27 protein-coding genes and 1 tRNA gene are annotated in these 25,134 nt (G+C 69.6%); 19 read left to right on the top strand and 9 right to left on the bottom strand.

Annotated features, from left to right (window positions below; all coding sequences use genetic code 11):
* Positions 1 to 99 precede the first annotated feature (99 nt).
* Positions 100 to 1,893 (bottom strand): L-aspartate oxidase, encoded by a 1,794-nt coding sequence (locus P1Y20_RS02545; protein WP_304447085.1) that lies wholly within the window; start codon positions 1,891 to 1,893, stop codon positions 100 to 102.
* 129 nt (positions 1,894 to 2,022) lie between these two features.
* Between P1Y20_RS02545 and P1Y20_RS02540 the strand changes: the two genes are divergently transcribed.
* From P1Y20_RS02540 to P1Y20_RS02485, 12 genes are all read left to right on the top strand, one after another.
* Entirely contained in the window at positions 2,023 to 2,580 is a 558-nt protein-coding gene (locus P1Y20_RS02540; RefSeq protein ID WP_304449455.1) for a DUF420 domain-containing protein, read from the top strand.
* Between the two features lie 45 nt (positions 2,581 to 2,625).
* Complete coding sequence (locus P1Y20_RS02535; protein ID WP_304447084.1) at positions 2,626 to 2,943, top strand: DUF5785 family protein; 318 nt, start codon at positions 2,626 to 2,628, stop codon at positions 2,941 to 2,943.
* Positions 2,944 to 3,094: 151 nt separating this feature from the next.
* The gene (locus P1Y20_RS02530) at positions 3,095 to 4,099 is read left to right on the top strand and encodes a zinc-dependent alcohol dehydrogenase (protein ID WP_304447083.1); all 1,005 of its coding nucleotides are present in this window, start codon (positions 3,095 to 3,097) and stop codon (positions 4,097 to 4,099) included.
* Positions 4,096 to 4,680 carry a hypothetical protein gene (locus P1Y20_RS02525; protein ID WP_304447082.1) on the top strand — a complete coding sequence of 195 codons (585 nt, stop codon included), beginning with the start codon at positions 4,096 to 4,098 and terminating at the stop codon, positions 4,678 to 4,680. The genes P1Y20_RS02530 and P1Y20_RS02525 overlap by 4 nt, the downstream gene beginning before the upstream one ends.
* Positions 4,681 to 4,845: 165 nt before the next feature.
* On the top strand, positions 4,846 to 5,223 hold the full coding sequence (locus P1Y20_RS02520; RefSeq protein WP_304449454.1) for a 6-pyruvoyl trahydropterin synthase family protein: 378 nt from the start codon (positions 4,846 to 4,848) through the stop codon (positions 5,221 to 5,223).
* Entirely contained in the window at positions 5,223 to 6,308 is a 1,086-nt protein-coding gene (locus P1Y20_RS02515; RefSeq protein WP_304447081.1) for a glycosyltransferase family 4 protein, read from the top strand. Before P1Y20_RS02520 ends, P1Y20_RS02515 begins: the two co-directional genes overlap by 1 nt.
* Before the next feature lie 4 nt (positions 6,309 to 6,312).
* Positions 6,313 to 7,182 (top strand): class I SAM-dependent methyltransferase, encoded by an 870-nt coding sequence (locus tag P1Y20_RS02510; RefSeq protein WP_304447080.1) that lies wholly within the window; start codon positions 6,313 to 6,315, stop codon positions 7,180 to 7,182.
* Positions 7,179 to 7,790 carry a hypothetical protein gene (locus P1Y20_RS02505; RefSeq protein WP_304447079.1) on the top strand — a complete coding sequence of 204 codons (612 nt, stop codon included), beginning with the start codon at positions 7,179 to 7,181 and terminating at the stop codon, positions 7,788 to 7,790. The genes P1Y20_RS02510 and P1Y20_RS02505 overlap by 4 nt, the downstream gene beginning before the upstream one ends.
* A gap of 49 nt (positions 7,791 to 7,839) precedes the next feature.
* Positions 7,840 to 8,166: a DUF7344 domain-containing protein gene (locus P1Y20_RS02500; RefSeq protein ID WP_304447078.1), complete on the top strand. Its 327-nt coding sequence runs from the start codon at positions 7,840 to 7,842 to the stop codon at positions 8,164 to 8,166.
* 75 nt (positions 8,167 to 8,241) lie between these two features.
* Positions 8,242 to 9,006 (top strand): GTP cyclohydrolase III, encoded by a 765-nt coding sequence (locus P1Y20_RS02495; protein WP_304447077.1) that lies wholly within the window; start codon positions 8,242 to 8,244, stop codon positions 9,004 to 9,006.
* A 53-nt stretch (positions 9,007 to 9,059) separates the two neighbouring features.
* Positions 9,060 to 9,572: a CBS domain-containing protein gene (locus tag P1Y20_RS02490; protein WP_304447076.1), complete on the top strand. Its 513-nt coding sequence runs from the start codon at positions 9,060 to 9,062 to the stop codon at positions 9,570 to 9,572.
* 58 nt (positions 9,573 to 9,630) lie between these two features.
* Entirely contained in the window at positions 9,631 to 10,926 is a 1,296-nt protein-coding gene (locus tag P1Y20_RS02485) for an ABC transporter substrate-binding protein (RefSeq protein ID WP_304447075.1), read from the top strand.
* A gap of 36 nt (positions 10,927 to 10,962) precedes the next feature.
* Here P1Y20_RS02485 and P1Y20_RS02480 read toward each other — a convergent pair whose 3' ends face one another.
* Genes P1Y20_RS02480 through P1Y20_RS02465 form a run of 4 tightly spaced genes read right to left on the bottom strand, consistent with a single transcriptional unit; the run spans position 10,963 to position 15,044 of the window.
* Positions 10,963 to 11,793 carry an ABC transporter ATP-binding protein gene (locus P1Y20_RS02480; protein ID WP_304447074.1) on the bottom strand — a complete coding sequence of 277 codons (831 nt, stop codon included), beginning with the start codon at positions 11,791 to 11,793 and terminating at the stop codon, positions 10,963 to 10,965.
* Complete coding sequence (locus P1Y20_RS02475; protein WP_304447073.1) at positions 11,790 to 12,644, bottom strand: ABC transporter ATP-binding protein; 855 nt, start codon at positions 12,642 to 12,644, stop codon at positions 11,790 to 11,792. Before P1Y20_RS02475 ends, P1Y20_RS02480 begins: the two co-directional genes overlap by 4 nt.
* The gene (locus tag P1Y20_RS02470; protein WP_304447072.1) at positions 12,637 to 13,965 is read right to left on the bottom strand and encodes a branched-chain amino acid ABC transporter permease; all 1,329 of its coding nucleotides are present in this window, start codon (positions 13,963 to 13,965) and stop codon (positions 12,637 to 12,639) included. The genes P1Y20_RS02475 and P1Y20_RS02470 overlap by 8 nt, the downstream gene beginning before the upstream one ends.
* Positions 13,962 to 15,044 (bottom strand): branched-chain amino acid ABC transporter permease, encoded by a 1,083-nt coding sequence (locus P1Y20_RS02465; RefSeq protein ID WP_304447071.1) that lies wholly within the window; start codon positions 15,042 to 15,044, stop codon positions 13,962 to 13,964. Before P1Y20_RS02465 ends, P1Y20_RS02470 begins: the two co-directional genes overlap by 4 nt.
* A gap of 322 nt (positions 15,045 to 15,366) precedes the next feature.
* On the opposite strand from P1Y20_RS02465, the gene P1Y20_RS02460 reads away from it, so the two are divergent.
* From P1Y20_RS02460 to P1Y20_RS02450, 3 genes are all read left to right on the top strand, one after another.
* Positions 15,367 to 16,551 carry a phosphoglycerate kinase gene (locus P1Y20_RS02460; protein ID WP_304447070.1) on the top strand — a complete coding sequence of 395 codons (1,185 nt, stop codon included), beginning with the start codon at positions 15,367 to 15,369 and terminating at the stop codon, positions 16,549 to 16,551.
* A complete protein-coding gene (locus P1Y20_RS02455) occupies positions 16,551 to 17,045 on the top strand; it encodes a GNAT family N-acetyltransferase (protein ID WP_304447069.1) in 495 nt (164 codons plus the stop codon). Before P1Y20_RS02460 ends, P1Y20_RS02455 begins: the two co-directional genes overlap by 1 nt.
* A 1-nt stretch (position 17,046) precedes the next feature.
* Positions 17,047 to 17,120, top strand: a tRNA-Thr gene (locus P1Y20_RS02450).
* Between the two features lie 10 nt (positions 17,121 to 17,130).
* Here the strand turns inward: P1Y20_RS02450 and P1Y20_RS02445 are convergent.
* Together P1Y20_RS02445 and lipP1 are read right to left on the bottom strand one after the other, a co-directional pair.
* Entirely contained in the window at positions 17,131 to 18,780 is a 1,650-nt protein-coding gene (locus tag P1Y20_RS02445) for a flavin-containing monooxygenase (protein ID WP_304447068.1), read from the bottom strand.
* Between the two features lie 184 nt (positions 18,781 to 18,964).
* Complete coding sequence (lipP1, locus tag P1Y20_RS02440) at positions 18,965 to 19,930, bottom strand: LipP1 family hormone-sensitive lipase (RefSeq protein ID WP_304447067.1); 966 nt, start codon at positions 19,928 to 19,930, stop codon at positions 18,965 to 18,967.
* Between the two features lie 366 nt (positions 19,931 to 20,296).
* On the opposite strand from lipP1, the gene P1Y20_RS02435 reads away from it, so the two are divergent.
* Both P1Y20_RS02435 and P1Y20_RS02430 read left to right on the top strand, forming a co-directional pair.
* Positions 20,297 to 20,506 (top strand): hypothetical protein, encoded by a 210-nt coding sequence (locus P1Y20_RS02435; RefSeq protein WP_304447066.1) that lies wholly within the window; start codon positions 20,297 to 20,299, stop codon positions 20,504 to 20,506.
* 319 nt (positions 20,507 to 20,825) lie between these two features.
* On the top strand, positions 20,826 to 21,005 hold the full coding sequence (locus tag P1Y20_RS02430; protein ID WP_304447065.1) for a hypothetical protein: 180 nt from the start codon (positions 20,826 to 20,828) through the stop codon (positions 21,003 to 21,005).
* A 416-nt stretch (positions 21,006 to 21,421) separates the two neighbouring features.
* Here P1Y20_RS02430 and P1Y20_RS02425 read toward each other — a convergent pair whose 3' ends face one another.
* Together P1Y20_RS02425 and P1Y20_RS02420 are read right to left on the bottom strand one after the other, a co-directional pair.
* The gene (locus P1Y20_RS02425) at positions 21,422 to 21,595 is read right to left on the bottom strand and encodes a hypothetical protein (protein ID WP_304447064.1); all 174 of its coding nucleotides are present in this window, start codon (positions 21,593 to 21,595) and stop codon (positions 21,422 to 21,424) included.
* A 165-nt stretch (positions 21,596 to 21,760) separates the two neighbouring features.
* A complete protein-coding gene (locus P1Y20_RS02420; RefSeq protein WP_304447063.1) occupies positions 21,761 to 22,441 on the bottom strand; it encodes a helix-turn-helix domain-containing protein in 681 nt (226 codons plus the stop codon).
* Positions 22,442 to 22,884: 443 nt separating this feature from the next.
* On the opposite strand from P1Y20_RS02420, the gene P1Y20_RS02415 reads away from it, so the two are divergent.
* Both P1Y20_RS02415 and P1Y20_RS02410 read left to right on the top strand, forming a co-directional pair.
* A complete protein-coding gene (locus P1Y20_RS02415) occupies positions 22,885 to 23,007 on the top strand; it encodes a C2H2-type zinc finger protein (RefSeq protein WP_304447062.1) in 123 nt (40 codons plus the stop codon).
* Between the two features lie 653 nt (positions 23,008 to 23,660).
* A complete protein-coding gene (locus P1Y20_RS02410; RefSeq protein ID WP_304447061.1) occupies positions 23,661 to 25,100 on the top strand; it encodes a hypothetical protein in 1,440 nt (479 codons plus the stop codon).
* Positions 25,101 to 25,134 lie beyond the last annotated feature (34 nt).

Raw genomic sequence — 25,134 nt, 5'->3', positions numbered from 1 at the left:
AGTGCACGGTGCTCGTCACAGAGACAGCACCCACGCATCATCCTACCGAAGCTACACCCGAAGCGACGGCGTCGTCCCGCGCCGACGCCCTCGACGCGCTCACTCTAGCTGGTGGTAGTCGAGTTCGTAGCCGGCGTCGAGGGCCGCCTGGACCGCGTCGCTGGGCGTTCCGACCTCGCGCGTCGAGAGCGCCATCCCGTCGCGGTCGTGCTCGTAGAGGACGTTCCGCCGCCACGCCTCGTCGACGTCCGGGTAGTCCGTGCGGTAGTGTGCGCCGCGGGACTCGGTCCGTTCGAGCGCGCCCCGGAGGACGCCCTCGGCGACGGTGAGCGTGAACCCGAGGTCGACGGCGTACTCGAACGAGCGCGAGGTGCGCTCGCCCACGTCGAGGTCCCCCGCGCGCTCGCGCAGGTCGGCGAGGGCGTCGAGGCCCGCCGAGAGGCTCGCCTCGTCACGGAGGATGCCGGCGTGGTCCTCGAGGAGTGCGCCGACCTCTTCGAGGAGCGCCTCGGGGTCCTCCTCGCCCTCGCCGTCGGTCAGGCGGTCGAGCGCGGCGAACTGCTCCTCGGCGAGGCGGCGCTGGGACTCGGGAAGCGTCGGCCGTTCGTCGAACGCGCGCTCGGCGAGGTGTTCGCCGACGACCTTCCCGAGGGCGACCGTCTCGGCCAGCGAGTTGCCGCCGAGGCGGTTGGCGCCGTGGACGCCCGCCGTCGTCTCGCCGACGGCGTAGAGGCGGTCGACGGCCGTCGCGCCGGTGTCGAAGTCGATGTCGACGCCGCCCATCGAGTAGTGGGCCGTCGGCGCCACCTCGACCGGTTCCTCCGCCAGGTCGACGCCGAGGTCCCCGAAGCGCTCGTACATCCGCGGGAGGCGCTCCTCGATGAACGCCCGGTCGCGGTGCGAGACGTCGAGGTAGACGCCCCCGTTCTCGGTCCCGCGTCCCTCGTCGACCTCCCGCGCGATGGCGCGGGCGACGACGTCACGCGCGTCGAGTTCCATCTGCTCGGGCGAGTACGCCTCCATGAACCGCTCGCCCTCCGCGTTGTAGAGGCGTCCGCCCTCGCCGCGGACGGCCTCGGTGACGAGGCGGCCGTCCCAGTCCTCGCCGTAGGCCGCCCCCATCATGCCGGTGGGGTGGAACTGGACGAACTCCAGGTCCATCAGGCGGGCGCCGGCGTCGTAGGCGAGCGCCGGCCCGTCGCCGTTGTTCTCGTCGTCGCGCGAGGAGTGGCGGTTGTAGAGCGAACTGTACCCCCCGGCGGCGAGGACGACGGCGTCGGCCTCGAACAGGAGGAAGTGGCCGTCCTCCATGTCGTAGCCGACGGCGCCGTAGACGCGCTCGCCGTCCGAGAGCAGTCTGGTAATCATCACGTTCTCGCGGTAGGGTATCGAGAGGTCCTGCGCCCGGGCGACGAGCGTCTCGAGGATGGCCTCGCCGGTGCGGTCGCCGACGAAGCAGGTCCGGCGGAACGACTGGGCGCCGAAGTAGCGCTGGTCGACCTCGCCGTCGTCGGTGCGGCTGAACGGCATCCCCCACGCCTCGAGTTCCCGGATCCGGTCGGGCATCGCCCGCGTCACGGTCTCGACGCCGTGGGGGTCGTTGAGGAAGTGCCCCTCGTCGAGGGTGTCGGCGGCGTGAATCGCCGGGTCGTCCTGAGGGTCGAGCGTCCCGAGGGCGGCGTTGATGCCGCCGGCGGCCCACGTGGTGTGGGCGTCGCCGTGGTCGCGTTTGCCGACGACGAGGCAGTCCACGTCGTTCTCGGCGAGTGCGATGGCCGTCCGGGCGCCGGCGGCGCCCGCCCCGACGACCAGGACCGGGACCTCGACCGTCTCGTACTCCACCCCGTCTCGCGCGTGACGACGCTCTCTGGCCGGTGTTTCGGAGGACGTCATGGTGCGTTAGTATATAAACGGCCGAGGGGTATGAGGCCTTCGCGGTTGTGCAGCGAGGCGGTTCCGACACGGGGGGACGCGGCCGTCGGAGGCGGAACAGTGATGGTCGATTCGCGCCCACGTTCGGACGTGCAACTGGAAGCCAGAGCGCACGTCCCGGCGCTGACGGGCGTGCTGTCGGTCGTCTCGCTCGCGCTGGTGTTCGGGGCGGTCGGGGGGGTCCTGCCGACCGAGAGCCTCCCGCGGTCGGAGCCGCTGCTCGCCCTCGTTCCGCACCTCAACGCCGTCATCAGCGCGGCCGCCATCGTCGCCATCCTCTCGGGGTGGCGCTGGATACGCCGCGGCGACGTGACGCGCCACCGCGCCGCCATGCTCGCCGCCTTCGGCCTGTTCGTCGCCTTCCTCGTCCTCTACCTCTACCGCGTGAGCATCGAGGGGGCGACCGACTTCCCCGGTCCCGAGGGCGTCTACACCTACGTCTACCTCCCCCTGCTCGCGGTGCACGTCACGCTCGCCATCGTCTGCATCCCCCTGCTGTACTACGTCCTCCTGCTGGCGGCGACCCGGCCGTGGCGCGAACTCGGGGCGACCCGTCACCCGACGGTCGGTCGCGTCGCGGCGGGTCTGTGGCTCGTCTCGTTCTCCCTCGGTATCGTCGTCTACCTCCTGCTGTACGTCGTCTACTGAGGCGGAAGTGCGAACGCTTTTGCGTCGTCTGCGCGACGGTGAACCATGGCGGATACAGACTGGCCTTCCGACCCGGACTCCGACGAGGGGAGCGAGGGCATGCGCAAGTACGGGCAGGCGATTCTCGCGAAGAAACTCGACGAGGAAGAGGACTTCCCGCTGCGCGCCGAGGACTTCGTCGCGGAACACGGCGACGAGCCCATCCGCGTCAACTACAAGCAGGTCGTGAGCGTCGCCGACATCTTCGAACACGTCGAGGAGGAGGCGTTCGAGTCCATCATCGACTTCCACACCGCGACGGGGCGCGCGATGCGCCGCGCCGACTACTGGAACTTCCGACCCGACGGCGAGGACCCCGTCTGAGGGCGTCCGGCCGACGGAACGTCTTTTCGGACGACACGACGGGAGCTATTTACCGCTGGCCGCCGTCTGTACGCGGTATGTACGCCGAACGCGGCGGGGTCGTCGTCAGGGGGCCGTCGGTCTGCGCGAACGCGGCCGTCACCCGCCGCCGATGACCGTCCGGTCGCTCTACTTCACGGGACCGTCGGAGGTGGCGGTGCGCGAACGCAGTCGTCCCTCGCCCGGTCCCGACGAACTGCTCGTCGAGAGCGAGCGCTCGGCCATCAGTTCCGGCACCGAGTTGCTCGTCTACCGCGGGGAGACCGAGCCATCGATGGCGGCCGACGAGACGCTCGACGCCCTGTCGGGGACGTTCGAGTACCCGCTTCGCTACGGCTACGCCGTCGTCGGCCGGGTGGTCGAGGCCGGTGCGAACGTCGCCGACTGGGCGGACGAGCGGGTCTTCGCGTTCAACCCCCACGAGAGTCACTTCCTCGCCGACCCGGACGAGGTGGTCCGCGTCCCGTCCGGGATGTCGGCCGAGCGCGCCGTCTTCCTCGCCAACACGGAGGCGGCGGTGAACTTCGTCATGGACGGCCGGCCGATGGTCGGCGAGCGCGTCTGCGTCTTCGGACAGGGCGTCGTCGGCCTGCTGACCACCGGCCTCCTCGCCGAGTTCCCGCTCGACGCGCTGGTGACGGTCGAACCGCACGACGGTCGGCGCGAACTCTCGGCGGAACTCGGCGCGACGGCGCTCGACTCCGAGGGAGCCGCCCGGGAGGCCCTCGCCGACGAACACGTCGACGGCGCCGACCTCACCTACGAACTGTCGGGAAACCCGCGGGCGCTCGACGCGGCCCTCGACGCGACGGGCTACGCCGGGCGGGTCGTCGTCGGGTCGTGGTACGGGACGAAACCCGTCCCGCTCTCGCTCGACGGGCAGTTCCACCGCAGTCACGTCCGCCTGCGCGCCAGCCAGGTCAGCCGCATCGACCCCGACCACGAGGGGCGCTGGGACAAGTCCCGGCGCTTCGAGACGGTCCGCGACGCGCTCGACCGCCTCGAACCCGAGCGGTTCGTCACCCACCGCCTCCCCGTCGAACACGCCGACGAGGCCTACCGACTGCTCGACGACCACCCCGAGGAGGCCGTCCAGGTGCTCCTCACCTACCCATGAACACCGCGCGACTCGTGGACGGGACGCTCTACCGGTTCGACGACGGCGGCGAGTACGTCGTCTTCGAGGGCTGTGGCTTCTACACCGAGCAGGGGTTCGCCCTCGACCGTGGCGAGGTCGTCCAGACGACGCGTCACGGCGTCGAACCGCTCAGGCCGTGGCGTCTCGACCGCCTGCACGAGCGCCGCCAGGGTGCGGCGGGGTTCGACCGCGTCGACGACGTCGCCATGACCGTCTACGAGAGTCACCCCCGGGCGAGCGTCCTCGCCGAGGCGGCGTTCGTCCGGAGCCGGTTCGTCGAGCGGGAGTTCGACGGTGCGGCCACCGCGACGGTCGCCTCGCCCCCCACCGACGAACTCCTCGACGTCCAGTACTACACCGGCGCCCACGACCTCGCGGCGTTCGACGCGAGCCTCCTCGCCCCGCCGTTGCTCGACACCGACGAGAACCTGGAGGGGTTCGTCGCGCAGAACCTCGAGACCGGCCTCGCGGGGTTCCTCCCGGCCGCCGACCTCGAGGACCGACTCGGCGACGACCTCGTCGGCTGTACGGCCGTCCTCGGGACCGGCCGGGGGCTGTGAGGGGAACGTTCCTGTCGATTCGCTGAATCAAACTTATCAGTCGACCCCGCGTACCCGTCGTATCGTCGCCGACCGACCACCGCGCCGTCGGGTCGCGGGGGTCGCCGGGCCTCCCGCGGGGTCGGTCGCGAACTCACGCACGCGCCGCCCGGCCCACCCGTGGACATGTACACCGTCACCGTCACCCGAGACTTCATCGCACAGCACTACCTCACGGTGCCGAACCCCGGCCCGGAGGGCGACCTCCACTCGCACCACTTCGAGGCCGAACTCACCCTGTCGGGCCCGGACCTCGACCAGTACCGGTACCTCACGGACATCGACGCCGTGAACGCCCTCCTCGACGAGGTGGAGGCCCGCTACGCCGACGCGACGCTCAACGACCTCCCGGAGTTCGAGGGGGTGAACCCGAGCGTCGAGCACTTCGCGCGCGTCGTCTGGGAGCGCGCGAGCGAGGCGCTCGACCCCGACTTCGTCGAGACGCTCGCCGTCCGGCTGTGGGAGGACGAGACCGCCTGCGCGGGCTACGAGCAGTCGCTCTGATGCGCGTCGGACTCGTCGTCTACGGCGACATCGAGACGCGAAGCGGCGGGTTCGCCTACGACCGCGGCCTCGTCGAGGCGCTTCGCTCCCGTGGCGACCGCGTCGACGTCGTCTCGCTCCCGTGGCGCTCCTACCCCCGCGGACTGCTCGACAACCTCGACCCGCGCCTCCCCCGGCGACTCGCCGGCGAGTACGACGTCCTCCTGCAGGACGAACTCGCCCACCCCTCGCTCGCGCTGACGAACCGGCGGCTCCGTGCCCGTCTGGACTGCCCGCTGGTCGGCGTCGTCCACCACCTGCGCCGCGAGGAGGCGACGGGCCGCGAGAGGCGGCTGTACGAGGCCGTCGAGCGCGCCTACCTCGACACGCTCGACGGCGTCGTCGCGACCAGCGAGGCGACGCTGCGCTCGGTGCGTCGCCTCGCGTCGGTCGACGAGGCGCTCGTCGCGCCGCCCGTCTGTGATCAGTTCGACCCGCCGGCGGTGGACGTCGCCGCCCGCGCCCGCGAGGAGCCGTTCCGCGTCGTCGCGCTGGGGAGCGTCGTCCCGCGCAAGGGCATCGACACGCTGGTGGAGGCGCTCGCCCGGCTGGACGTCCCCTGGCGGCTCACCGTCGTCGGCGGCCTCGACCGCGACCCGGGCTACGTCCGTCGGGTACGAGCGCTCGTCGCGGCCCGCGGCGTCGACGACCGGGTGGCGCTCGCCGGCGACCTGCCGACGGGGAGCGTCGCGACCCTCCTCGAACGGAGTCACGTCCTCGCGCTCCCCTCGCGCCACGAGGGGTTCGGCATCGCCTACCTGGAGGGGATGGGGTTCGGCCTCCCGGCGCTGGCGAGCGAGCGCGGCGGCGCCCGCGAGGTCGTCGAGGACGGCGTCACCGGCTACCTCGTCCCGCCCGACGACCCGGCACGGCTCGCGCTCCGACTCGCGGAGCTCGAGGGCGACCGCGACCACCTCGCGCGGATGGGTCTCGCCGCCCGCGAGCGCTTCGAGGCGCACCCGACGTGGGCGGAGACGGGGGCTCGCGTGCGTGCGTTCCTCGCCGACCTGGCGGGCGGACCCACCGCGCACGCGGAGGTCGCCTGAGCGCATGGGCGAGTCGTTCAGGGCCTACCTCCGCGCGAAGCGGACGGTCGACGACCGGGCCATCGACCGCCGCGTGTTCGAGCGCCTGCGGCGCGAACTCCGGGGACGAGAGCGCCTCCGCGTCCTCGACGTGGGAGCGGGCCTCGGGGCGATGTGCCACCGGCTCGTCGAGTGGGAGGCGCTCCCGCCGCGCGTCGAGTACACCCTCGTCGACCGGGAGGCGTCGACGGTCGCGGCGGCCCGCGAGGGGTTCCCGGGCTGGGCGCGCGAGCGGGGCTTCGACGTCGCGGCCGAGGGCGAGCGGCTGGTGTGTACCCGCGACGAGGAGCGCTTGCGCGTCGAGTTCGTCGCGGGCGACGCGCTCGCCGTCGCGCCCGCCCGGGAGTGCGACCTGCTCGTCGGCCAGGCGTTCCTCGACCTGGTGGAACTCGACGCGTTCCCCGACCTCCTCGCCGCGCTCGACCCGGAGGGGCTCTGGTACTTCCCCATCACCTACGACGGCGGGACGCACTTCTCCCCGCCCCACCCCCGCGACGACGCCGTCGAGCGCGCCTACCACGACCACATGGACGCCCGCCCGAAGGCCGGCCGCCGGGCCGGGCGGTCCGTCTACCACGCGCTCCCCGACAGCGCTGACCTGCTCGCGGTCGCCGGGTCCGACTGGGTGGTCCACCCCAGAGAGGGCGGCTACCCGGCCGATGAGGCGACGTTCCTCCGGTGGATGCTCGACGCGATAGAAGGGGCGCTCCGCGAGGACGACGCGCTCGCCCCCGCGGCGCTCGACGACTGGGTGGGGACGCGCCGCGAGCAGGTGGCCGCCGGCGACCTGGTGTACGTCGCCCACCAGCTCGACCTGCTCGGTCGCGTCCGATGAGTGCCCCGGTCAGGGTCGAGGAGTCCGCCGTCGTGGACCACTGGCTCCGCCTGGAGGAGGGGGGACCCGAACGTCCGGAGGAACTGCCCCCTGCGGAGGCGCTCGACGCGCTCCTCACCGCGAACCCGGGGGCGGCCTCGTTCCTCTGGCAGACCCGACCGGCGCGCTGGTACCACCTCCGGCTCTCGCGGGCGGCGTTCGGGCGGTTGCACGTCATCGACGGACCGCCGGAACTCGGCTGGCGGGCGCTCTCACCCGACGGGACGGTTCGCGAGGCCGCCCGTCGCATCGACCGTCGAGACGCCGTCGCGCTCCCGGCGGCGGCCGCCGGCGTCGACGTCGACTGCGTCGAGCGGCTGACGGCGGCGCTCGCGGGAGGGGCGTCGTTCCCGGCGCCCGTGGCGACGACCCGTCGGGGGTGTGCGCCCACGCGCGTCGCCGACGGAAACCACCGGGCGGCGGCGACGGCGCTCCACCTCCGGCGGACGGGCGAGTACCGTCCGCTCGCGGTCTACGTCGGTGTCGGTGCGGCCCCCGTCGTCGGCCCCCTTCGCGAGCGCGTCTGTGGTGCGCTCCGGCGGTTCGTTGGCCGCGACCGAATCGTGTGATATGCGAACAGACGACATTTATTAATCCCCGTCCGTCGAACCCCCACCTATGGCGACAGACACCTATTCGACGGAGCTGCCGAGCGATGTCGTCGCCGACCTGCTGGCGACGCCGCGGCGGCGACTGCTGCTCGCGACGCTCGCACGGGCCGACGACTGCCTGCCGGTCGCGACGCTCGCCGCGCACGTCGCCGCCGCCGAGCGCGACGTCCCCGTCGAGGCCGTCGGCCCCGAGGAGCGCCGACGGGTCTGGACGGCGCTCCACGACGAGGACCTCCCGAAGCTGGTGGCGACGGACGTCGTCGCCTACGACTCGACGCGCGACGCGGTGTCGCTGTCGCGGGCGGCACGGCAACTGAAGGGGCGACTCGAGTAACGGCCCAGAGCGGCGGGAGGGCGCCGCTCCGCCGGAATCCAAAGACGCATAGGCTATCCGGTAGTAGTCGTTCGCGTGACGAGTACCCAGGTCACCCTCATCCAGATCGACAACTACGGACCGTGGACGGTGACGCCGGAACCTCGCCGGGAGGTCGACCTACAGACCCTCCAGTCGCGGCTGTACGCGGACCTCTCGCAGCTCGTCGGGAACCGCGAGGGGTACGTCTTCTTCACCCGATTCGACAACATGGTGGCCGTCACCAACGGCATCGACGGCGACGCCCACGCGCTCATCCAGGAGTCGGTCGGCAACCGCTACCCGGTGACGGTGAGCCTCGGCATCGCCGTCGACGAGCGCCCCATCGCGGCGCTCGGCCGCGCGAGCGAGTACCTCCAGGAGGCCGGGAGCGCACAGGACAAGTCCCGCCAGGAGATACTCGAGGGCGAGACCCTGCCGGAGCGCGAACGCGGCGAGGAGGACGTCCACATCGCCCACTTCGACGTGAACGACGCGACGGGCAAGTACACCGACCAGTTGAACGCCTTCGACACGTTCATCCACATCGAGCAGGGCTACGCCGAACTCATGCGCTACATGCGCACCGCCCACGACGCGCTCTCCTTCTTCGTCGGCGGGGACAACGTCATCGCCGTCTGTCCGTCGCTGTCGCGGGCGGATTACCACGACGCCATCGACCACGTCGACGAGGCCGTCGGCGTCGACCTGAAGGTCGGTGCCGGTCGCGCCCGGACTGCCCACGACGCGGGTATGCAGGCGAAACACGAACTCGAGGTCTGTCGCGAGGAGGGGACGCTCGTCGAACTGGCCTGGGAGTGACCGTCCCCGCCCGGAGAGGTAGCTTTTAGTCCCGCTGTGTGGTACCTCCTGACATGGACGGGAGTGTCACAGTCCGCGATGCCATGACCCGCACGTTCGTGGGGGTGACGGAGGGGGATAGCCTCCCCGGCACCGCCGAGTTACTGCTGGAGGAGGGCGCCACCTGTGCGGTCGTCCTGCGCGGGCGCACGCCGGTCGGCGTCGTCAGCCAGGCGGCGGTGCTCGGGGCGTACGTCCGGGGGGAAGCCGAGGAGTCGACCGTCTCCGACGTGATGAAGACGGACGTGGAGACGGTGGCGCCGGAGACCGCGGTGGTCGACGCCAGCGGCCGGTTCTCGGGGAGCGTCCACCGACTGCTGGTCACCGACGGGGAGGAACTGCTCGGCGTTCTGACGGAGCGCGACGTGCTCACCGTCCCCCACGAGGCGGGTGACTACGACGACGGCCTCCGGGCGAGTACCCCGAACTACGGCGACCAGGGCATCTGTGAGGGCTGTGGCACGCTCACGCGGTCGCTCGCGGTGGCGGACGGCCTCGCGCTGTGCGCCGACTGCCGGGACATGTGAAACGTAGGTCGAACCAACAGACATCTTTATATCTTTACGTTTGAAACCCCCCGGTACCATGCGACATGGCATCAAGAGACGGCATTTCCTGAAGGGAGCGGGGGTCGCAGGCACGGCCCTCGTCGCTGGTTGCCTCGGTGGCGACGACGGCGGTAACGGTGGCAACGGCGGGGGCAACGGCTCCGGTGGTAACGGCTCGGGCGGTGGCGGCGGCGGTGGCGGGGAACTCTCCGTCGGCGTCCTCATGCCGCTGACCGGCGACCTCGGGACGCTCGGCCAGCCCATCGCCAACGGCGCCGAACTCCCCGTCACGCAACTGGAGAGCGCGGACACCAGCTACACTATCAACTCCCAGACCGAGGACACGGCGACCGACCCCAACCAGGGGGTGACGGCCGCCGAGTCGCTCGTCAACGCCGGCTTCCCGGCGGTCACCGGCGCGGCGTCCTCCGCCGTGACCATCCAGGTGGCGAACCAGGTCTTCGTCCCCGAGGGGGTCGCGATGTGCTCCCCGGCGAGTACGTCGCCGGACATCACCGACCTCGAGGACGAAGGGCTCGTCTACCGGACGCCGCCGGCGGACAACATCCAGGGGCCGGTGCTCGCGCAGGTCGCGGCCGACGAGGGTGCCTCGACGGCGTCGACCATCTTCGTGAACAACGACTACGGGCAGCTGCTCTCCGAGACGTTCTCGGAGGCGTTCGAGAGCGAGCAGGACGGGACGGTCCAGCAGACCGTCTCGCTCCAGCCCGGCCAGTCGAGCTACTCCTCGCAGCTCCAGCAGGCGCTCGGGGACGACCCCGACCTCCTGCTCGTCATCGCCTACCCCGAGAGCGGTATCCAGCTGTTCCGTGACTTCTACTCCGGATTCGACACCGACCTCCCCGTGCTCGTCACCGACGGCCTCCGCGACGGGACGCTCCCGACGGAGGTCGGCAACGAGATGGCGAACGTCCAGGGGACGGCGCCGAGCGCCGACGGCCCCGGCCGCGACTTCTTCACCCAGCGGTGGGAGGAGGAGTACGACGGGTCCCCCGGCGTGTTCACCGCCCAGGCGTACGACGCCACGGCCGTCCTCCTGCTCGCGCAGGCCGCGGCCGGCGAGGCGGACGGCGCCGCCATCGCCGAACAGATGCAGACCGTCGCCAACCCGGAGGGCGAGGAGTTCACGCCCGACCAGCTCGGCGACGCCCTCGAGGCCGCCGGCGCCGGCGACGAAATCAACTACCAGGGTGCCTCCAGCAGCCTCGAGTTCGACGACAACGGCGACCTGCAGACGGCGGTGTACGAACTGTTCGCCTTCAACCCGGACGGCGGCATCGAGACCGTCGAGACCATCGAGTTCGACGGCTGACCCAGTCCTCGGGAACAGACTTCTTTCGCGACGCGACTACCCGCCGAGGAACTCCTGTCTGACGTCCTCGTCCGCCAGGAGCGCCTCGCCGCTGTCCATGAAGCGGTTGGTCCCGCTGACGAGGACGTAGCCGCGGTCGCAGCGCCGGAGCGCCTCCTTCGCGTTCTGCTCGACCATCAGGACGGCCGTCCCCGCCTCGTTGATGGCGTCGATGCGGTCGAACATCTCCTCGACGAGGTCCGGCGCGAGGCCGGCGGAGGGCTCGTCGAGCAAGAGCAGTTGCGGGTCGAGCATCAGCGCCCGGCCCATGGCGAGCATCTGGCGCTGACCGCCCGAGAGCGTCCCGCCCTTCTGGGACTTGCGCTCGCGGAGGATGGGGAAGCGGTCGTAGACGGCTTCGAGGCGGTCCTGTGGCACCTCGTCGAGGATGTACGCCCCCATCTCGAGGTTCTCCTGGACGGAGAGCGTCGGGAAGACGTTCTCGTTCTGTGGGACGTAGCCGATGCCGTAGTGGATGACCTCCTCGGGGACCAACCCGGCGATGTCGTGGCCGTCGAACGAGACGGTGCCGCCCATGTGGGTCGTGAGGCCGAAGACGGACTTCATCGCAGTGGACTTGCCGGCGCCGTTCGGGCCGACGATGGTGACGTACTCGCCCGCCCGGACCGTGAGGTCGAGGGCCGAGAGCACCTGCAGGTCGCCGTAACCCGCGTCGAGGTCCCGCACCGCGAGCAGACCGTCGTCGGGTTCGGCGGTGCCGACGGGCGCTCCCGTCGTCGCCGTCGCGTGCTCGCCCTCCTCGGGGGCGTCGGCCTCGGCGGGCGAGGTGGACGGTGGCGCCTCGCGGTCGGCGTCGCTGTCGCTCATATCGTCTCACCGAGGTAGGCGTCGACGACCCGGTCGTCGTTCTTGATGTCGGTCGCTTCGCCCTCCGCGAGCACCTTCCCCTGGTGCATCACGATGATGTGTTCGCAGTTGTTCATGATGACGTCCATGTCGTGTTCGACGAGGAGGAACGTGTAGCCCTCCTCGCGCAGGTCGTGAATCCGTTCGAGGAGTTTCTTCTCGAGCGTCGGGTTGACGCCCGCGAGCGGTTCGTCGAGCAGCACCATCTGCGGGTCGGTCATCAGTACGCGCGCCATCTCCAGCAGTTTGCGCTGGCCGCCCGAGAGGTTGCCCGCGAACTCGAAGGCGAGGTGGTCTATCTCGAAGAACTCGAGGGTCTCCCACGCCCGCTCGTAGAGGTCGCGCTCCTGCTCGACGACGGTCCCGCGCAGGCCGGGGAGCACCGACCGCGCCAGCGACTCGCCGACCTGTCCGCGCGGCGCGAGCATCATGTTCTCGAGGACGGTCATGTCGTGGAGTTCGCGGGCGATCTGGAACGTTCGGACGAGGCCGCGGTTGGCGATGCGGTCCGGCCGGAGGCCGGTGATGTCCTCGCCCTGGAAGTAGACGTGCCCGGCCGTCGGGGTGTGGACGCCGGCGATGCAGTTGAACGTCGTCGACTTGCCGGCGCCGTTCGGGCCGATGAGTCCCGTCAGCGACCCTGCCTCGACGGCGAACGTCGCCCCGTCGACGGCGGTGATGCCGCCGAACTCCTTGCGGAGGTTCTCGACGCGCAACGGGAGGCCCCGTGGGGTGTGTCTGGCGGCCGCCTCGACCTCGGAGTCGGTCCCCTGCTCGGCCTGCGGGCGCTGTGCCGGGCCGGTGTCACTCATCGTCGTCACCCCCGTCGCTGTCGCCGCCGTCGGCGGCGGTCGGTCTATGGTCAGCCGGGCGGGTCCGGAGGTCGACGGCCGCCGCCGGTTCGATGCGGTGGCCGAGCAGCCCCTCCGGGCGGCGCTGCATCAGGTAGATGAGCAGGACGCCGACGACGACGAAGCGCAGTTCGTCGATGTTGCCGAGGACGTAGCCGACGAACGGCGTCACGTCCAGCGAGGCGAGCGGTCCGACCGCGCCCGCGAAGGAGTTCGGCGAGGAGATGCCCTGGAGGAACCCGACCTCGCCGAGCAGGCGGTTGATGTTCTGGGGGAGCAAGAAGAGGACGCCGGCGAACAGGCCCGCGCCGAGGACGCTCCCCGTGTTCGACCCGGAGCCGCCGATGATGAGCGCGATGAAGATGTAGAAGGTGATGTCCGGGCGGAAGGTGTTGGGGACGACGGAGTTCAGCCCGTACACCTGCCAGAGGACGCCACAGAGGCCCATCAGTGCACAGCCGAACATGAACACCTTCACTTTGAACATACGGGTGTCCTTGCCCAGCGAACTCGCGACGAGTTCGTCCTCGCGGATGGCCTTCAGCACCCGACCGAACGGGGAGTTGGCCGTCCGCGAGAGCAGCCAGTAGACGACGCCCACGAGACAGACGACGACGAGCGCGTAGACGAAGTCCTCGACGACGGGCTGGCGGGTCACGCCGAAGATGCCGTCTGCGGCGACGAGGATGGCGTCGCCGACGGGCGTCTCGAAGAGGCCGTCGACGGGGTTGGCGGGGAAGTTCCGGTAGCCCTGGCCGCCGCCGGTGCCGAGGGTGACGCCACCGACGGTGAACTCGCTGGCGGGCCGCGAGAGAACCGTCAGGCGGATGATCTCGCTGAGGGCGAGGGTGGCGATGGCGAGGTAGTCGGCCCGCAGGCGAAGCGCCGGGAACGCCGTCAGTAGCCCGACGAAGGCGGTGACGAGCATCGCACCCACCACGCCGACGACGAACGGGAGGCCGAGGCCGGGCGGCGACCCGGTGGGCGACCCCGAGAGCATCCCGAAGGAGTAGGCCCCGACGGCGAGGAAGCCGGCGACGCCGATGTTGAACAGGCCGGCGTATCCCCACTGGAGGTTGAGCGCGAGGACGGCGAGCGCGTAGACGCCGACGAACAGCGTCAGCGTGGCGAACAGGCTGAAGATGCCGCTGGCGTCGTAGCCGAGCGTCGAGCCGACGACCCAGAAGACGGCGTAGAGCCCGAGCATCATGCCGGCGACCATCAGCGCGTCGCGCACGGGCCGGTCGAGGGCCGCGAGTCGGGAGCGGACGTCGGCGCTCATGCGGTCGTCACCCCCCCGAAGAGCCCCTGCGGGCGTACCAGCAGGATGACGATGAGCAGGAGGAACGCGACGGGGTCGGCGAGGTCCGACCACGGCCCGGTGAGCCACACCCGCGAGACGTTGCTCGCCACGCCGAAGATGATGCCGCCGGCGATGGCGCCGTAGACCGAGCCGATGCCGCCGAGGATGACGGCGGCGAAGATGAACAGCAGGAGGATCCAGCCGAAGTCGAAGATGATGGAGCCACGCGTGAGGACGACGAGATAGCCCGCCGCCCCCGCGAGGCCGGCGCCGAGCATCCACGTCCACCGGATGACGCGCTCCGTGGGGATGCCGGTCACGCGCGCGAGGTCCTTGTTGTCGGCCATCGCGCGCATCGCCTTGCCGAGTTTCGTCCGCTGGAGGAGGACGTGGACGCCGAGCATGAGGACGACGCTCACGGCGACGAGCGTGATGTCGTGGGCGTTGATCGGTAGTCCGCCGACGTTGTAGGAGACCGTTCCGCCGGTCACCCCGCGGACGTTCACGTCGAAGACGAACGCGACGAGGTACCGGAGGATGAACGCCACCCCGACGCTGGCGATGAGCAGCGAGATGCCGTCGGCCCCGCGCATCGGCCGGTAGACGAGTCGGTCGAGGACGAGCGCCACCAAGACCGTGACGACGATGGCCCCGACGAGGCCGAGGACGACGGCGAGTGGCGTGCTGGTGATGCTGACGCCCGGATTCGCCTGGACGAGCAGGAGGTCCGAGAGTTCGGCGACGCCGTAGCCGCCGACGAGGAAGGCCACCGCCCACCCGGAGAACCCGCCGACGGTGAGGTACTCGCCGTGGGCGAAGTTCGCGAAGCTCAGGATGCTGTACGTCAGCGAGAGCCCGATGCCCGCGAGGCCGTAGATGAGGCCGAGTCGCAGGCCGGTCCAGAGGTAGCGCGCCAGCCGTGTCGGCGGGAGGACACCGGTCACGAGTTGGACGACGAGGTCCAACAGGAGCAGCACACCGACAACCGTCACGACGAGCGTCGCCGGCTGGTCGACGACGAGTCGCCGTCCGCGTGAATATGCGTCACTTACGCCCATGTGTGTTAGTCACGCGGTAGCTCTGGACGCAGGGGTTAAATAACCCTTCGCTCCGTGTCGCACACTTTACATCGACGAACGGGTCGTCCGCACCCCGCCTTCCCCCGCCAGGCGTCCGATTTCTTCGTTCGATTACCGAGGAGAATACAAGCGACCCCCCAGAGTTCTGATACACGTCCAACGAGGACGGGTCGGTCGACGCGGGCGGGGGAACGGGTGCACGCTCACGGCCGTCGTGTCGGGCGATTGACCGGGCGCGTGGAAGGAGGAGGGCCGACCGTCGAGCACAACACCTTTGCTCCGACGTCGTGGACACTCGCGCATGATACGGACGCTCGACGACCTCGACGCCGAGGGGGCCGCCGTCGGGGTGCGCGTCGACATCAACAGTCCGGTCGCGCCGGACGGGACGCTCGACGACGACTCCCGCCTGCGCGCGCACGTGGAGACGCTCGACGAACTGGCCGCCCGCGGCGCGCGGGTCGCCGTCCTCGCCCACCAGGGTCGTCCCGGCGGCGACGACTTCACGTCGCTGGCCGACCACGCCGAACGCCTCTCCGCCCTGCTTGACGCCCCCGTCGAGTACGTCGACGCCACGTTCTCCGCTGCGGCCCGCGAGCGCGTCCGGTCGCTCGCCGACGGGAGCGTCCTCGTCCTCGAGAACACGCGCTTCTACAGCGAGGAGGTCATGCAGTTCCCCCCCGCCGAGGCCGCGAGCACCCACCTCGTCGCCGGGCTCGCCCCGGTCCTCGACGCCTACGTCAACGACGCCTTCGCCGCCGCCCACCGCTCGCAGCCCTCCATCGTCGGCTTTCCCGAACACCTCCCCGGGTACGCGGGGCGGGTGATGGAGCGCGAACTCGACGCGCTCGGTGACATCGCGAGCACGCCGACCCCGCGGGTCTACTGCCTCGGCGGCGCCAAGGTCGACGACTCCATCGGGGTGGCGTCGACCGTCCTCGAATCGGGCCTCGCGGACGTCGTCCTCACCGCCGGCGTCGTGGGCAACGCCTTCCTGCACGCCACCGGCGTCGACCTCGGTCCCGAGAGCACGCGCGTACTGACGGACCGGGCCGGCGACCGCCTCGCCCAGGCCGAGGAGCTGCTCGACACGTACGGCGACCGCCTCCACGTCCCCCTCGACGTGGCCGTCGAGCGCGACGGCGAGCGCGTCGAGGTGAGCGTCGAGGACCTCCCCGTCCCGGAACCGGCGATGGACGTCGGGTCGGCGACCGTCGCGGCCTACGGCGACGTGCTCGCGAACGCCGGAACGGGTATCCTCAACGGTCCGGCGGGGGTCTTCGAGGAGGAACGCTTCGCCGTCGGGACGCGCGGGCTCTTCGAGGGGGCGACGGCCGCCGACTACACCATCGTCGGCGGCGGCGACACCGCCTCCGCCATCCGCCGGCTGGGACTGTCGGGGTTCGACCACGTGAGCACCGGTGGCGGGGCGGCGCTGGCGATGCTCACCGGCGAGTCCCTGCCCGCGGTCGAGGCGCTCCGCTGATGGACGTCGAGGCGGCCCGCATGGAGGACGTCGACCGGGTCGCCGACCTCTGGGTGGCGCTGGCGGCGGGCCAGCGCGAGTACGGGTCGTTCCTCGCGAGCGACGAGAACCGCGCCACCGTCCGCGAGGCCGTCGCCCGCGCCGTCGTCACCGGCGGGTTGCTCGTCGCTCGCGAGGACGGGAGCGTCGTCGGCTTCGTCATGTTCGGACCGTCCTCCGGCGCCTACGAACAGACCGTCGAGAAGGGCGTCGTCGAGAACCTCTACGTCGACCCCGACCATCGAGGGGCGGGAATCGGGACGGCGCTGCTCCGGGCCGCCGAGGAGGCGCTGCGTGCGGACGGTGCCGACGTCGTCGCACTCGACGTGATGGCGGGGAACGAAGCGGCACAGCGCCTCTATCGTGAACTGGGCTACCGCCCGCACCGCATCACGATGACGAAAGCGGGGGACAGCGAAACCGATATGGTCCCGAACGAGTACGACTCACTGTAGCGCCAAGGGAGCTTGGGTGGCTCAAGCACTCGATTTGTAATCGAGAATTCGTGGGTTCGAATCCCACCCTTGGCTTGTTTTCACCTCAATCCGCCGTCGTGGCGTCCGCCGATTCACCCAGGTCGAACCCTTCGTAGTCGTTCGCCGCCACCTCGGCGCACTGCTGTCGGTAGAGGTCGAGGCCACCGGCGTACGGCGTGAAGATACGGGGTTTCCCGGGGATGTTCTCGCCACGGTACCAGGAGTCGGCCTCCGAGTACAGCGTCTGGTCGGCGACCTCGTTGCTGTGTGCCACCCACTCCTCCTCGGCCGCCTCCGTCGGTTCGACGACCCGGAGGTCCTCTCGCTCCATGTACTCGATACAGTCCGCTATCCACTCGACGTGCTGTTCGATGGACACCGGCATGTTGGTGAGCACGGAGGGGCTCTGCGGGCCGGTGATGGTGAACATGTTCGGGAAGTCGTGGACGGCGAGGCCGAGGTAGGTCCGGGGGCCGTCGGCCCACTTCTCCTCGAGGTGCGTGCCGTCCTTGCCCTCGATGTCCATGTCGAACAGCGTGCCGGTCATCGCGTCGAAGCCCGTGGCGAAGACGACGGTGTCGAACGCGTGGTGCTCGTCGGCGGTCCGGATGCCCTCGGGCGTTAGCTCCTCGATGGGTGACTCCCGGACGGAGACCAGTCGGACGTGGTCGCGGTTGTACGTCTCGTAGTAGTCCGTGTGGAGGGGCGGGCGCTTGCTCGCGTAGGGGTGGTCGGTGGGAACGAGCGTCGCTGCCACCTCGGGGTCGTCGACCGTCTCGCGTATCTTCGAGCGGATGAACTCGGAGACCTTCCGGTTGGTCTCCTCGTTGATGAGCAGGTCCTCGAAGGCGAGCAGGAACCGGAAGCCGCCCTCTTGCCAGCGCGGTTCGAGCACCTCCCTGACCGCCTCGGTCGAGAGGTCGGCGGCGGTGGGTGCGGCGGTGTCGAAGGGCATGCCGAACCCGGAGTCGCGTGACTGCGCCCATATCTCGTCGTAGCGCTCGCGTATCTCGTCGTACTCGGCCGGTGTGAGCGGCCGGTTCCGCGCGGGGACGGCGTAGTTCGGCGTCCGCTGGAAGACGGTCAGGTGCCCCGCGTCGTCCGCTATCTCCGGGATGGCCTGGATACCGCTGGCACCCGTTCCGACGACCGCGACGCGCTTCCCGTCGAAGTCGACGGGGTCGTGTGGCCACCGGCCCGTGTGGTACCACTCCCCCTCGAACGATTCGAGGCCGTCGAAGTCCGGGAGGTACGGTTTCGAGAGACAGCCGACGGCGGTGACGAAGAACCGCGCCGAGACCTGCGAGCCGTCGTCGGTGCTGACCGTCCACGTCCCCGAGTCCTCCTCGAACACGGCCGAGGTGACCTCCGTCTCGAACTCGACGTCCCGGCGCAGGTCGAGGTGGTCGGCGGCGTAGCGCAGGTACCGGAGCACCTCCGGTTGCTCGGGGTAGCGCTCGCTCCACTCCCACTCGTCGAGGAGGGCGTCGGAGAAGGAGTAACAGTAGATGTGGCTCTCGCTGTCGCAGCGAGCGCCGGGATACCGGTTCCAGTACCAGGTCCCGCCCACGTCGTCCGCCTTCTCGAAGACGCGCGCCGACAGCCCCAGTCCCCGCAGGCGATGGAGCATGTACAGCCCGGAGAACCCCGCGCCGACGATGGCGACGTCGAGGTCCGCTTCCCCACTACCGTCCGCCGTGTGTTGTTCGCTCATTGTCATGAGTGCTGTCTGCTACCAATCATCACTACCTCTAATAAAACCGACCAGCCGTCGGATACCCACACACTACGTGTCTCGGTACGGTCTCTCGAACGGTGACCCAGGTGGCCGAACCCCTACGGACGAGTACGGGTCGACGGGATGACGGGACGTGGGTTCGGGGGACTCGTGACGCCGGTCAGATGGGTGTCCCGAGGTCGTCGCTCACGTCGTCGATGAGGTCGCGTGCCCGCGTCAGGGCCATCGGTTCGACCAGCATCTGGACGATGCCGTGGATGGCGTCGGCGTAGTGGACGTGGTTGACGTCGACGCCGGCGTCGGCCAGTCGGTCGGCGTACGTCGCGCCCTCGTCGCGCAGCGGGTCGAACCCGCACGTGACGACCGTCGCCGGCGGGAGCCCCGAGAGGTCACGCGCCCTGAGCGGCGACGCGTAGGGGTGGCTGCCGTCGACCTCGTCGCGGAGGTAGTGGTCCCAGAACCACTCCATGTCGGCTCTGGTGAGCAGGTAACCGTCGGCGTTCTCCTCGTAGGAGGGGGTGTCGAAGTCGTAGTCGGTGACGGGATAGACGAGGACCTGTCTGGCGAACTCGGGACCGTCGCGGTCGCGGGCCATCAGCGCGACGGCCGTCGCGAGGTTCCCGCCGGCGCTGTCGCCGCCGATGGCGACGTTGTCGGTGTCGACCTGCATCGTCTCCGCGGCGTCGAACACCCACTCGGCGGCGGCGTAGCAGTCCTCCAGCGGAACCGGAAACGGGTGTTCGGGCGCGAGGCGGTAGTCGACGCTCACGACCATACGGTCGGCGGCGTTCGCGAGCGCCCGGCAGGTCGCGTCGTAGGTGTCGAGGTCGCCGATGACCCAGCCGCCGCCGTGGAGGTAGACCAGCGTCGGGTACGGCCCCTGTCCCTCCGGGACGTACACGCGGACCGGAATCCCCTCCTCGGTGACCTCGAGGTCCATCACCTCCGCCACCGGTTCGGGGTCGTCCGCCGTCGGGAACAGTCCCTCGGTGAACTGCCGGGCGCCCTCCGGCGAGAGCGACCAGAACGGCGGCAACGGTGCGGCCCCCATCTGCTGGAGCAGGCCGACGATCTCGGGGTGCGGTTCCTCGGCCGCGACGGCCTCGGTTCCTGTCGTCGAGGACATAGGTGAGTCGTGTCAACACATCGTGTGATAAAGCTATTCCCCGGGTTCGTGACAGAGTTACAGACCGGACAGTACCAGTGTCGGTCATCAGGGGAAGGTGAGGACGTCATCACGTCGGCTCTCGTCTCTTCTCCCCACCTGTGATGTCGGGGCCACGAAGTGACAGGAGTCGACCCGACGAGGCCCTCACTAGGTGCGTTCGTCGCAATCGGGGTAATGTTTTCTGTTAACACAACACATGTGTACGGTTGAATCGAGCGAGTCAGGACCGGTCGGTCCCCCCGCGACCGAGCAGGCGGAGACGCCGTCCGGCTACGAGCGGAGGCCAACGAAAGGTCGTAGTACGACGCGCCGGTCTGTACGTCTATGACCGATACCCCGTCCGTCGACCCGCCGTTGCGCGACGAACACCTGTTCGGGTCCATCGAGGAGTCGCCACCGCGGCCCCACGACGACCTGGTCGCCTGCGGGATGCGCGCGCTCGGGACGTCGAAACCGGCGGTCGAACGACTCCTGGAGACGGAACTCACCCCGGGGGAACTGGAGTCTATCGTCCGTGAGTACAACCGGCGCTGAGCGGACGGACGGCTCTCGCCGGATGTGACGCTCGTGGGCCGACGCCGAGGAGAACCGGTTCGGACCTCCCTTGGGAGGGCGTGGCCGCAGACAGTTCGCCCGTGCCCGTTCGGACGCCCGTCCGTCGACCCACCTCCGTATCGTCGGACCGACAACGTGAACGTATCGGCCCGCCATACCTATCGAACTGCGGCGAATCGCGGAGGCCCTGCCGCCCGATACGGCCACTGACTGTCGGGTTCGCGGGCGCGTTCGCGACCGCTTCTCACCATCTGTGACCACGGGACATGTTTAACTCGTTACCTAAGTAGTAGTTCCCGTGGCGTTCGATGGAGGGGATGCAGCGCCGGCGTCGGTGACCTTCTACGTGGTCGCCGGTGTCGTGGTCTTCGCGGTGGCGATAGCGGTCGCGTGGGCGACCCGGTCCCTTCTGGTGGGCGCCGGCGTGTGGCTCGTCGGCCTGCTCGCGGTGACGCTGTTCGGACTCGTCCGTCGATAGCGTCGACGGTGGTGTCGGCGCTCGCGACGGCCACTCACCCCAGACAGGGACCAGTACGGGACTGTGATAGTTATATTCAGTAGCAACAACGTCTATTTATCTACCTCGTATTGGTTAATCTACAGCAGTGGGACGTGGGACCGACCGCTGTGGGGGACGTACAGGTGGGGACCTGCCGACGTCGAATCGCTCCCGTGTCGGTCCCTGAACGACCACTGCTTGGACACCGTGCATCGGCGACCACGAGACGTCGCCCGGTCGACATCCGCGGACCGTTCCCCGGCGTGTCACGGCGCTGGCGTCCGACCGTCTGGTCGACGACCGACCGATTCAGCGACGGCACTCTGCGGTACTCGTCGGTGAGCACCCGCCGGAGAACAGCGGCACTCGTGGCGCGGCGAGCTACATCGCTCCGGTCAGTGGTCGGTCGCTCCAGTGCGGTCGGTCCCGCGGAGGACCGCGCGCGCGTACCGCCTGGCGTCGCCGGACCACGCGGCGAGCGCCACCCGGAACCGGCGAGCGGCCCACCGGACGTCGTTCGTGGAACGCCGGTTCGACAGCGCGAGGAGGTACTGGACGATTTCACTCATCCAGAACAGGCGTCGCCGTCGAGCCCCCCATTGGCGTCGCACTCCGCGCACTCCGACCCCTCGATGCCCGCGGCTGGGCAGAGGGCGGTGTGTTCGCGCCCCGGCACGTGTCCCGTCGCGTGACGGAGAACGGTCACGGCGGGACGCGGTCTGCGGGTCGTCCGCTCACCGTCCTGGCCGGGTGGCCACTTCCGGGGCGGGCGCGCCGACGAGGAGGGCGTCCTCGACGAGCGCCTTCACCCCGCGACGGAGGCGCTCGGAGAGTGCCTGGTGTGACAGACCGAAGTGGTCCGCCAGGTCCTGGAGTTCGCACCCCCGGGGGACGTCGTAGTACCCCTGCTCGACGGCGTAGGTGAGCGCGGCGTACTGGCCGTCGGTGAGACCGAACCGGCCCGCGGGTTCGCCGTCCATCTCCCGGATGGTGTCGATGTCGAAGGAGAGGCCGTGGCGCTCGCAGAAGTCGGTGGTCCGACCCAGCGAGTCGCGGTCCGGGTAGAGCACGCGGAGGTACCACCAGTCGCCGGCGCCGTACGCGTTCATGATGGTCGCGTGCGCGTTCGTGAGCAGTTCGAGCGCGAGTTCGACGTGTCCGACCCACTCCATGCGGTAGAACTGTGCGTCGTCCAGTTCGACGAGGAGGTCGACGCTCCGGACGCTCGGGTCCCTCTCCAGCACCTCGCGAACCGCCTCGGTCGGTGCCCCGCGGACCCAGAGGAGGGGCATGATTGCATCTTCACCGCTCTCGACGATGAGTTCCGTCTCGAACTCGGCGTCTGGGAGCGAATCGAGCGTCTCGCAGAGGGCGAACTCCTCCGCCGGCAGGCGTCCTTGTACGACCGTTGCCATAGCGGCGTTGAGCGACGTGTGTTAATAGCGTTCTCGCATCCCGTCGGCACTCGCGGCGTGCGTCGGCAGAGGGAAACGGGGAGGTGTGACTATCCCCGGTTCCGAAACAGCAGCGGACCGGGGTCGAGAGGACCACAGGAGCTCGTTTGGATGGTCCCCACCTGTGTCGTGCTGTCAGAGGCACCCCCGGCCGCTAGCTGTATTCCCAACGAGGGCTAGCAGTGACTAATAGTTTGTTTATACTCCTCGCAGACATTGATGCGGGTAACTATAAGGGAAATTAATTCGTCGGTCACGGACGCACCCGGGACCGGCCGCCCGTCGACCCGTGTCTCTGTCGTCGTCTTCCGAGAACAATTATGGTGCGTGGTAACGTACCGTGCCTCGCGAACACGAACCGGGGGCCACGGTCGAAGGCCGGGGACGTTCGCGGAGCCAGATCCATGTCGTCCGATGAATCCGTCGAAGAGCGACTCGGTGTACTGTGCCCGACCTGCGGGAAGTCGTTCGTGACCGAGAGCGGGATGAAGAGTCACCATCTCCAGGTCCACGAAGAGCGGCTCTGACGCACCCCCGTCACGCAACCTAGACCCTCGAGACTGTATCTGCGGAGAACCAGTCATCGAGTGGCAATTAGGTATTTGTTCCCGGAAGATGTGGGTCCTCACGAATCCGTCAGCGGCGAGTTCTCGAGAGAGACGACAGCCAGTCACGGATTCCGACGGCTCTCTCCGGAGAGTCGTGACATCCCCACCTGTGACCCTTCTGTCCGTGTCGCCGGGGCGACACGGACAGTCACTTTCGCATCCCGACGACCGCCGGTAGCCGGTGAGCGACCCGGCCGTCTCGTCGCCGTTACACGTCCTCGAGAGATAGTGTCGATGGTGACGACTGGTCCACATCCGAAGGTATTGCGTATCTAGCCACCGCGGATATTCCGTCGGATACCGTAGTACCCAATGCCCGGTGCCGCCACACCGGTTACTACCTGTCGCATGGAACGTCATCCCGGCGGTCGGGGCCGCACGCCACCGCGCCCGACCGCCGCGTCCCCTTCGGGGGACGTTTCTGTCTGTCACGACGACCGGGAGCGCTCGCCCTCGGAGTAGCCCTCATCACCACGGAGTACCACTTATACACGTATTCGAGAATATCTCGTCCGAGAGAATATGTAGTGTTGATGACAAAACTTATTATACGATGTTCCGACGCCGAATCAATGCCGTCATCACGACCACAATCGCGGCGTCCTCGTCGGTCCGGGAGTGGCTCCGGCGACGACGAATCGTTCCTCGAACAACTCGGCTGGCTGACCGTCGTGGGCGTCGCCGGCCTCGTCATCGTGGGGGCGGCCGGGACCTTCGTCCTCTGGGGCGTCCCCGGCCTGCTCGGCGACGACACGTCCGGCGACACCGTCGGGGACGGCGCGGACGACCCGACCGGCGAGTCGAGCGCCTCCGCCGACACCGACGACGGCGACGCCGAGGGGACCGACACCTCGGACGCGTCGAGTGAGCCCGACGACGCGGACGACGCACCGCCCGACTCCGACGGTCCGGACGAGGATGACACGGCCGAGAACGACGCCGACAGCGACGACGACGGCTTCGAGTTCGGCGCCGGGTCCAGCGGGTCGAACTCGGGCGGGTCGAGTTCGGACGACGCCGGGACGCCCGACGACGCTGACGACGACAGCGACACCGACGACGACAGCGACACCGACGAAGGGGCTGGCGACGAGTCGGACGAGGACAGTGAGGAGAGCACCGACGGCGACGGCGACGGCGCCGACAGCGACTCGGGCTCGGACGATTCCGACGACGCCGGTGACGGGAGCGACGGCGACGACGCCGGTGACGACGACGCTGACGAGAGCGGCGATTCAGACGACTCCAACGACTCCGACGACGCCGACAGCGACGAGTCGGACGACGACAACTCCGACAGCGACGGTTCAGACGACGCCGACGACGGTGACGCCGGCGTGATGCCCGTCGACCCGGACGACGACGACTCGGAAGATGACACGAACGACAGCGACGACGGCGCGAACGACGGCGACGCGAAGGAGAACGGCACCGACGACGCGGAACCCGCCCCGCTCGGACGGCTCTCGGCGTCCGGCGAGGGGTCGTGGTTCGGCACGCTCACCGTCGACGGCGAGCGGACCGACGCGGCCGGCGACACCGAGGTGACCGTCCCGGCGGACGCGAAGACCGCCGAGGCGACGGCCACCAACTACGGGCAGGGCGTCTCCGTCGAGTTCAGCGGCGACGGCTACCGCTACGGGGGCTCCGCGGACGCACAGTACGGCGAGGCCGGCGTCAGGTTCGACGCCGGCGAGAGCGCCGGGAGCGACCTCGGCGGCGAGGTCACGCTCGAAGCGACCGGGGCGTGGGAGGCGACCGTCTACGCGACCTACGACACCGACGACGGCCAGGTGACGACGAAACGGACCGTCCAACCGGCGACCAACGGGACGGTCACCGTCGAGGGGTCCCCGGTCGGAGTGCACGCGGTCGTGACGCCGGCCGCGGAGAACCCGAGCGCCGGTGACACCGTCGAGGCGACGCTCACCGCACCGAACGGCGAGACTGACGACGGTGCGAGCGACACCGAGGCGACCGTCACGGTCGGGGACGCGCCGAAGCCCTTCTGACCGGGTCCGCGTTTCCCACAAACAGTTACCATTC

The sequence above is a fragment of the Halomarina ordinaria genome, from assembly GCF_030553305.1.
Classification (GTDB): Archaea; Halobacteriota; Halobacteria; order Halobacteriales; family Haloarculaceae; genus Halomarina; species Halomarina ordinaria.
Note: the sequence above shows the minus strand (reverse complement) of the source record. Positions and strands in the feature narration are given on the sequence as shown.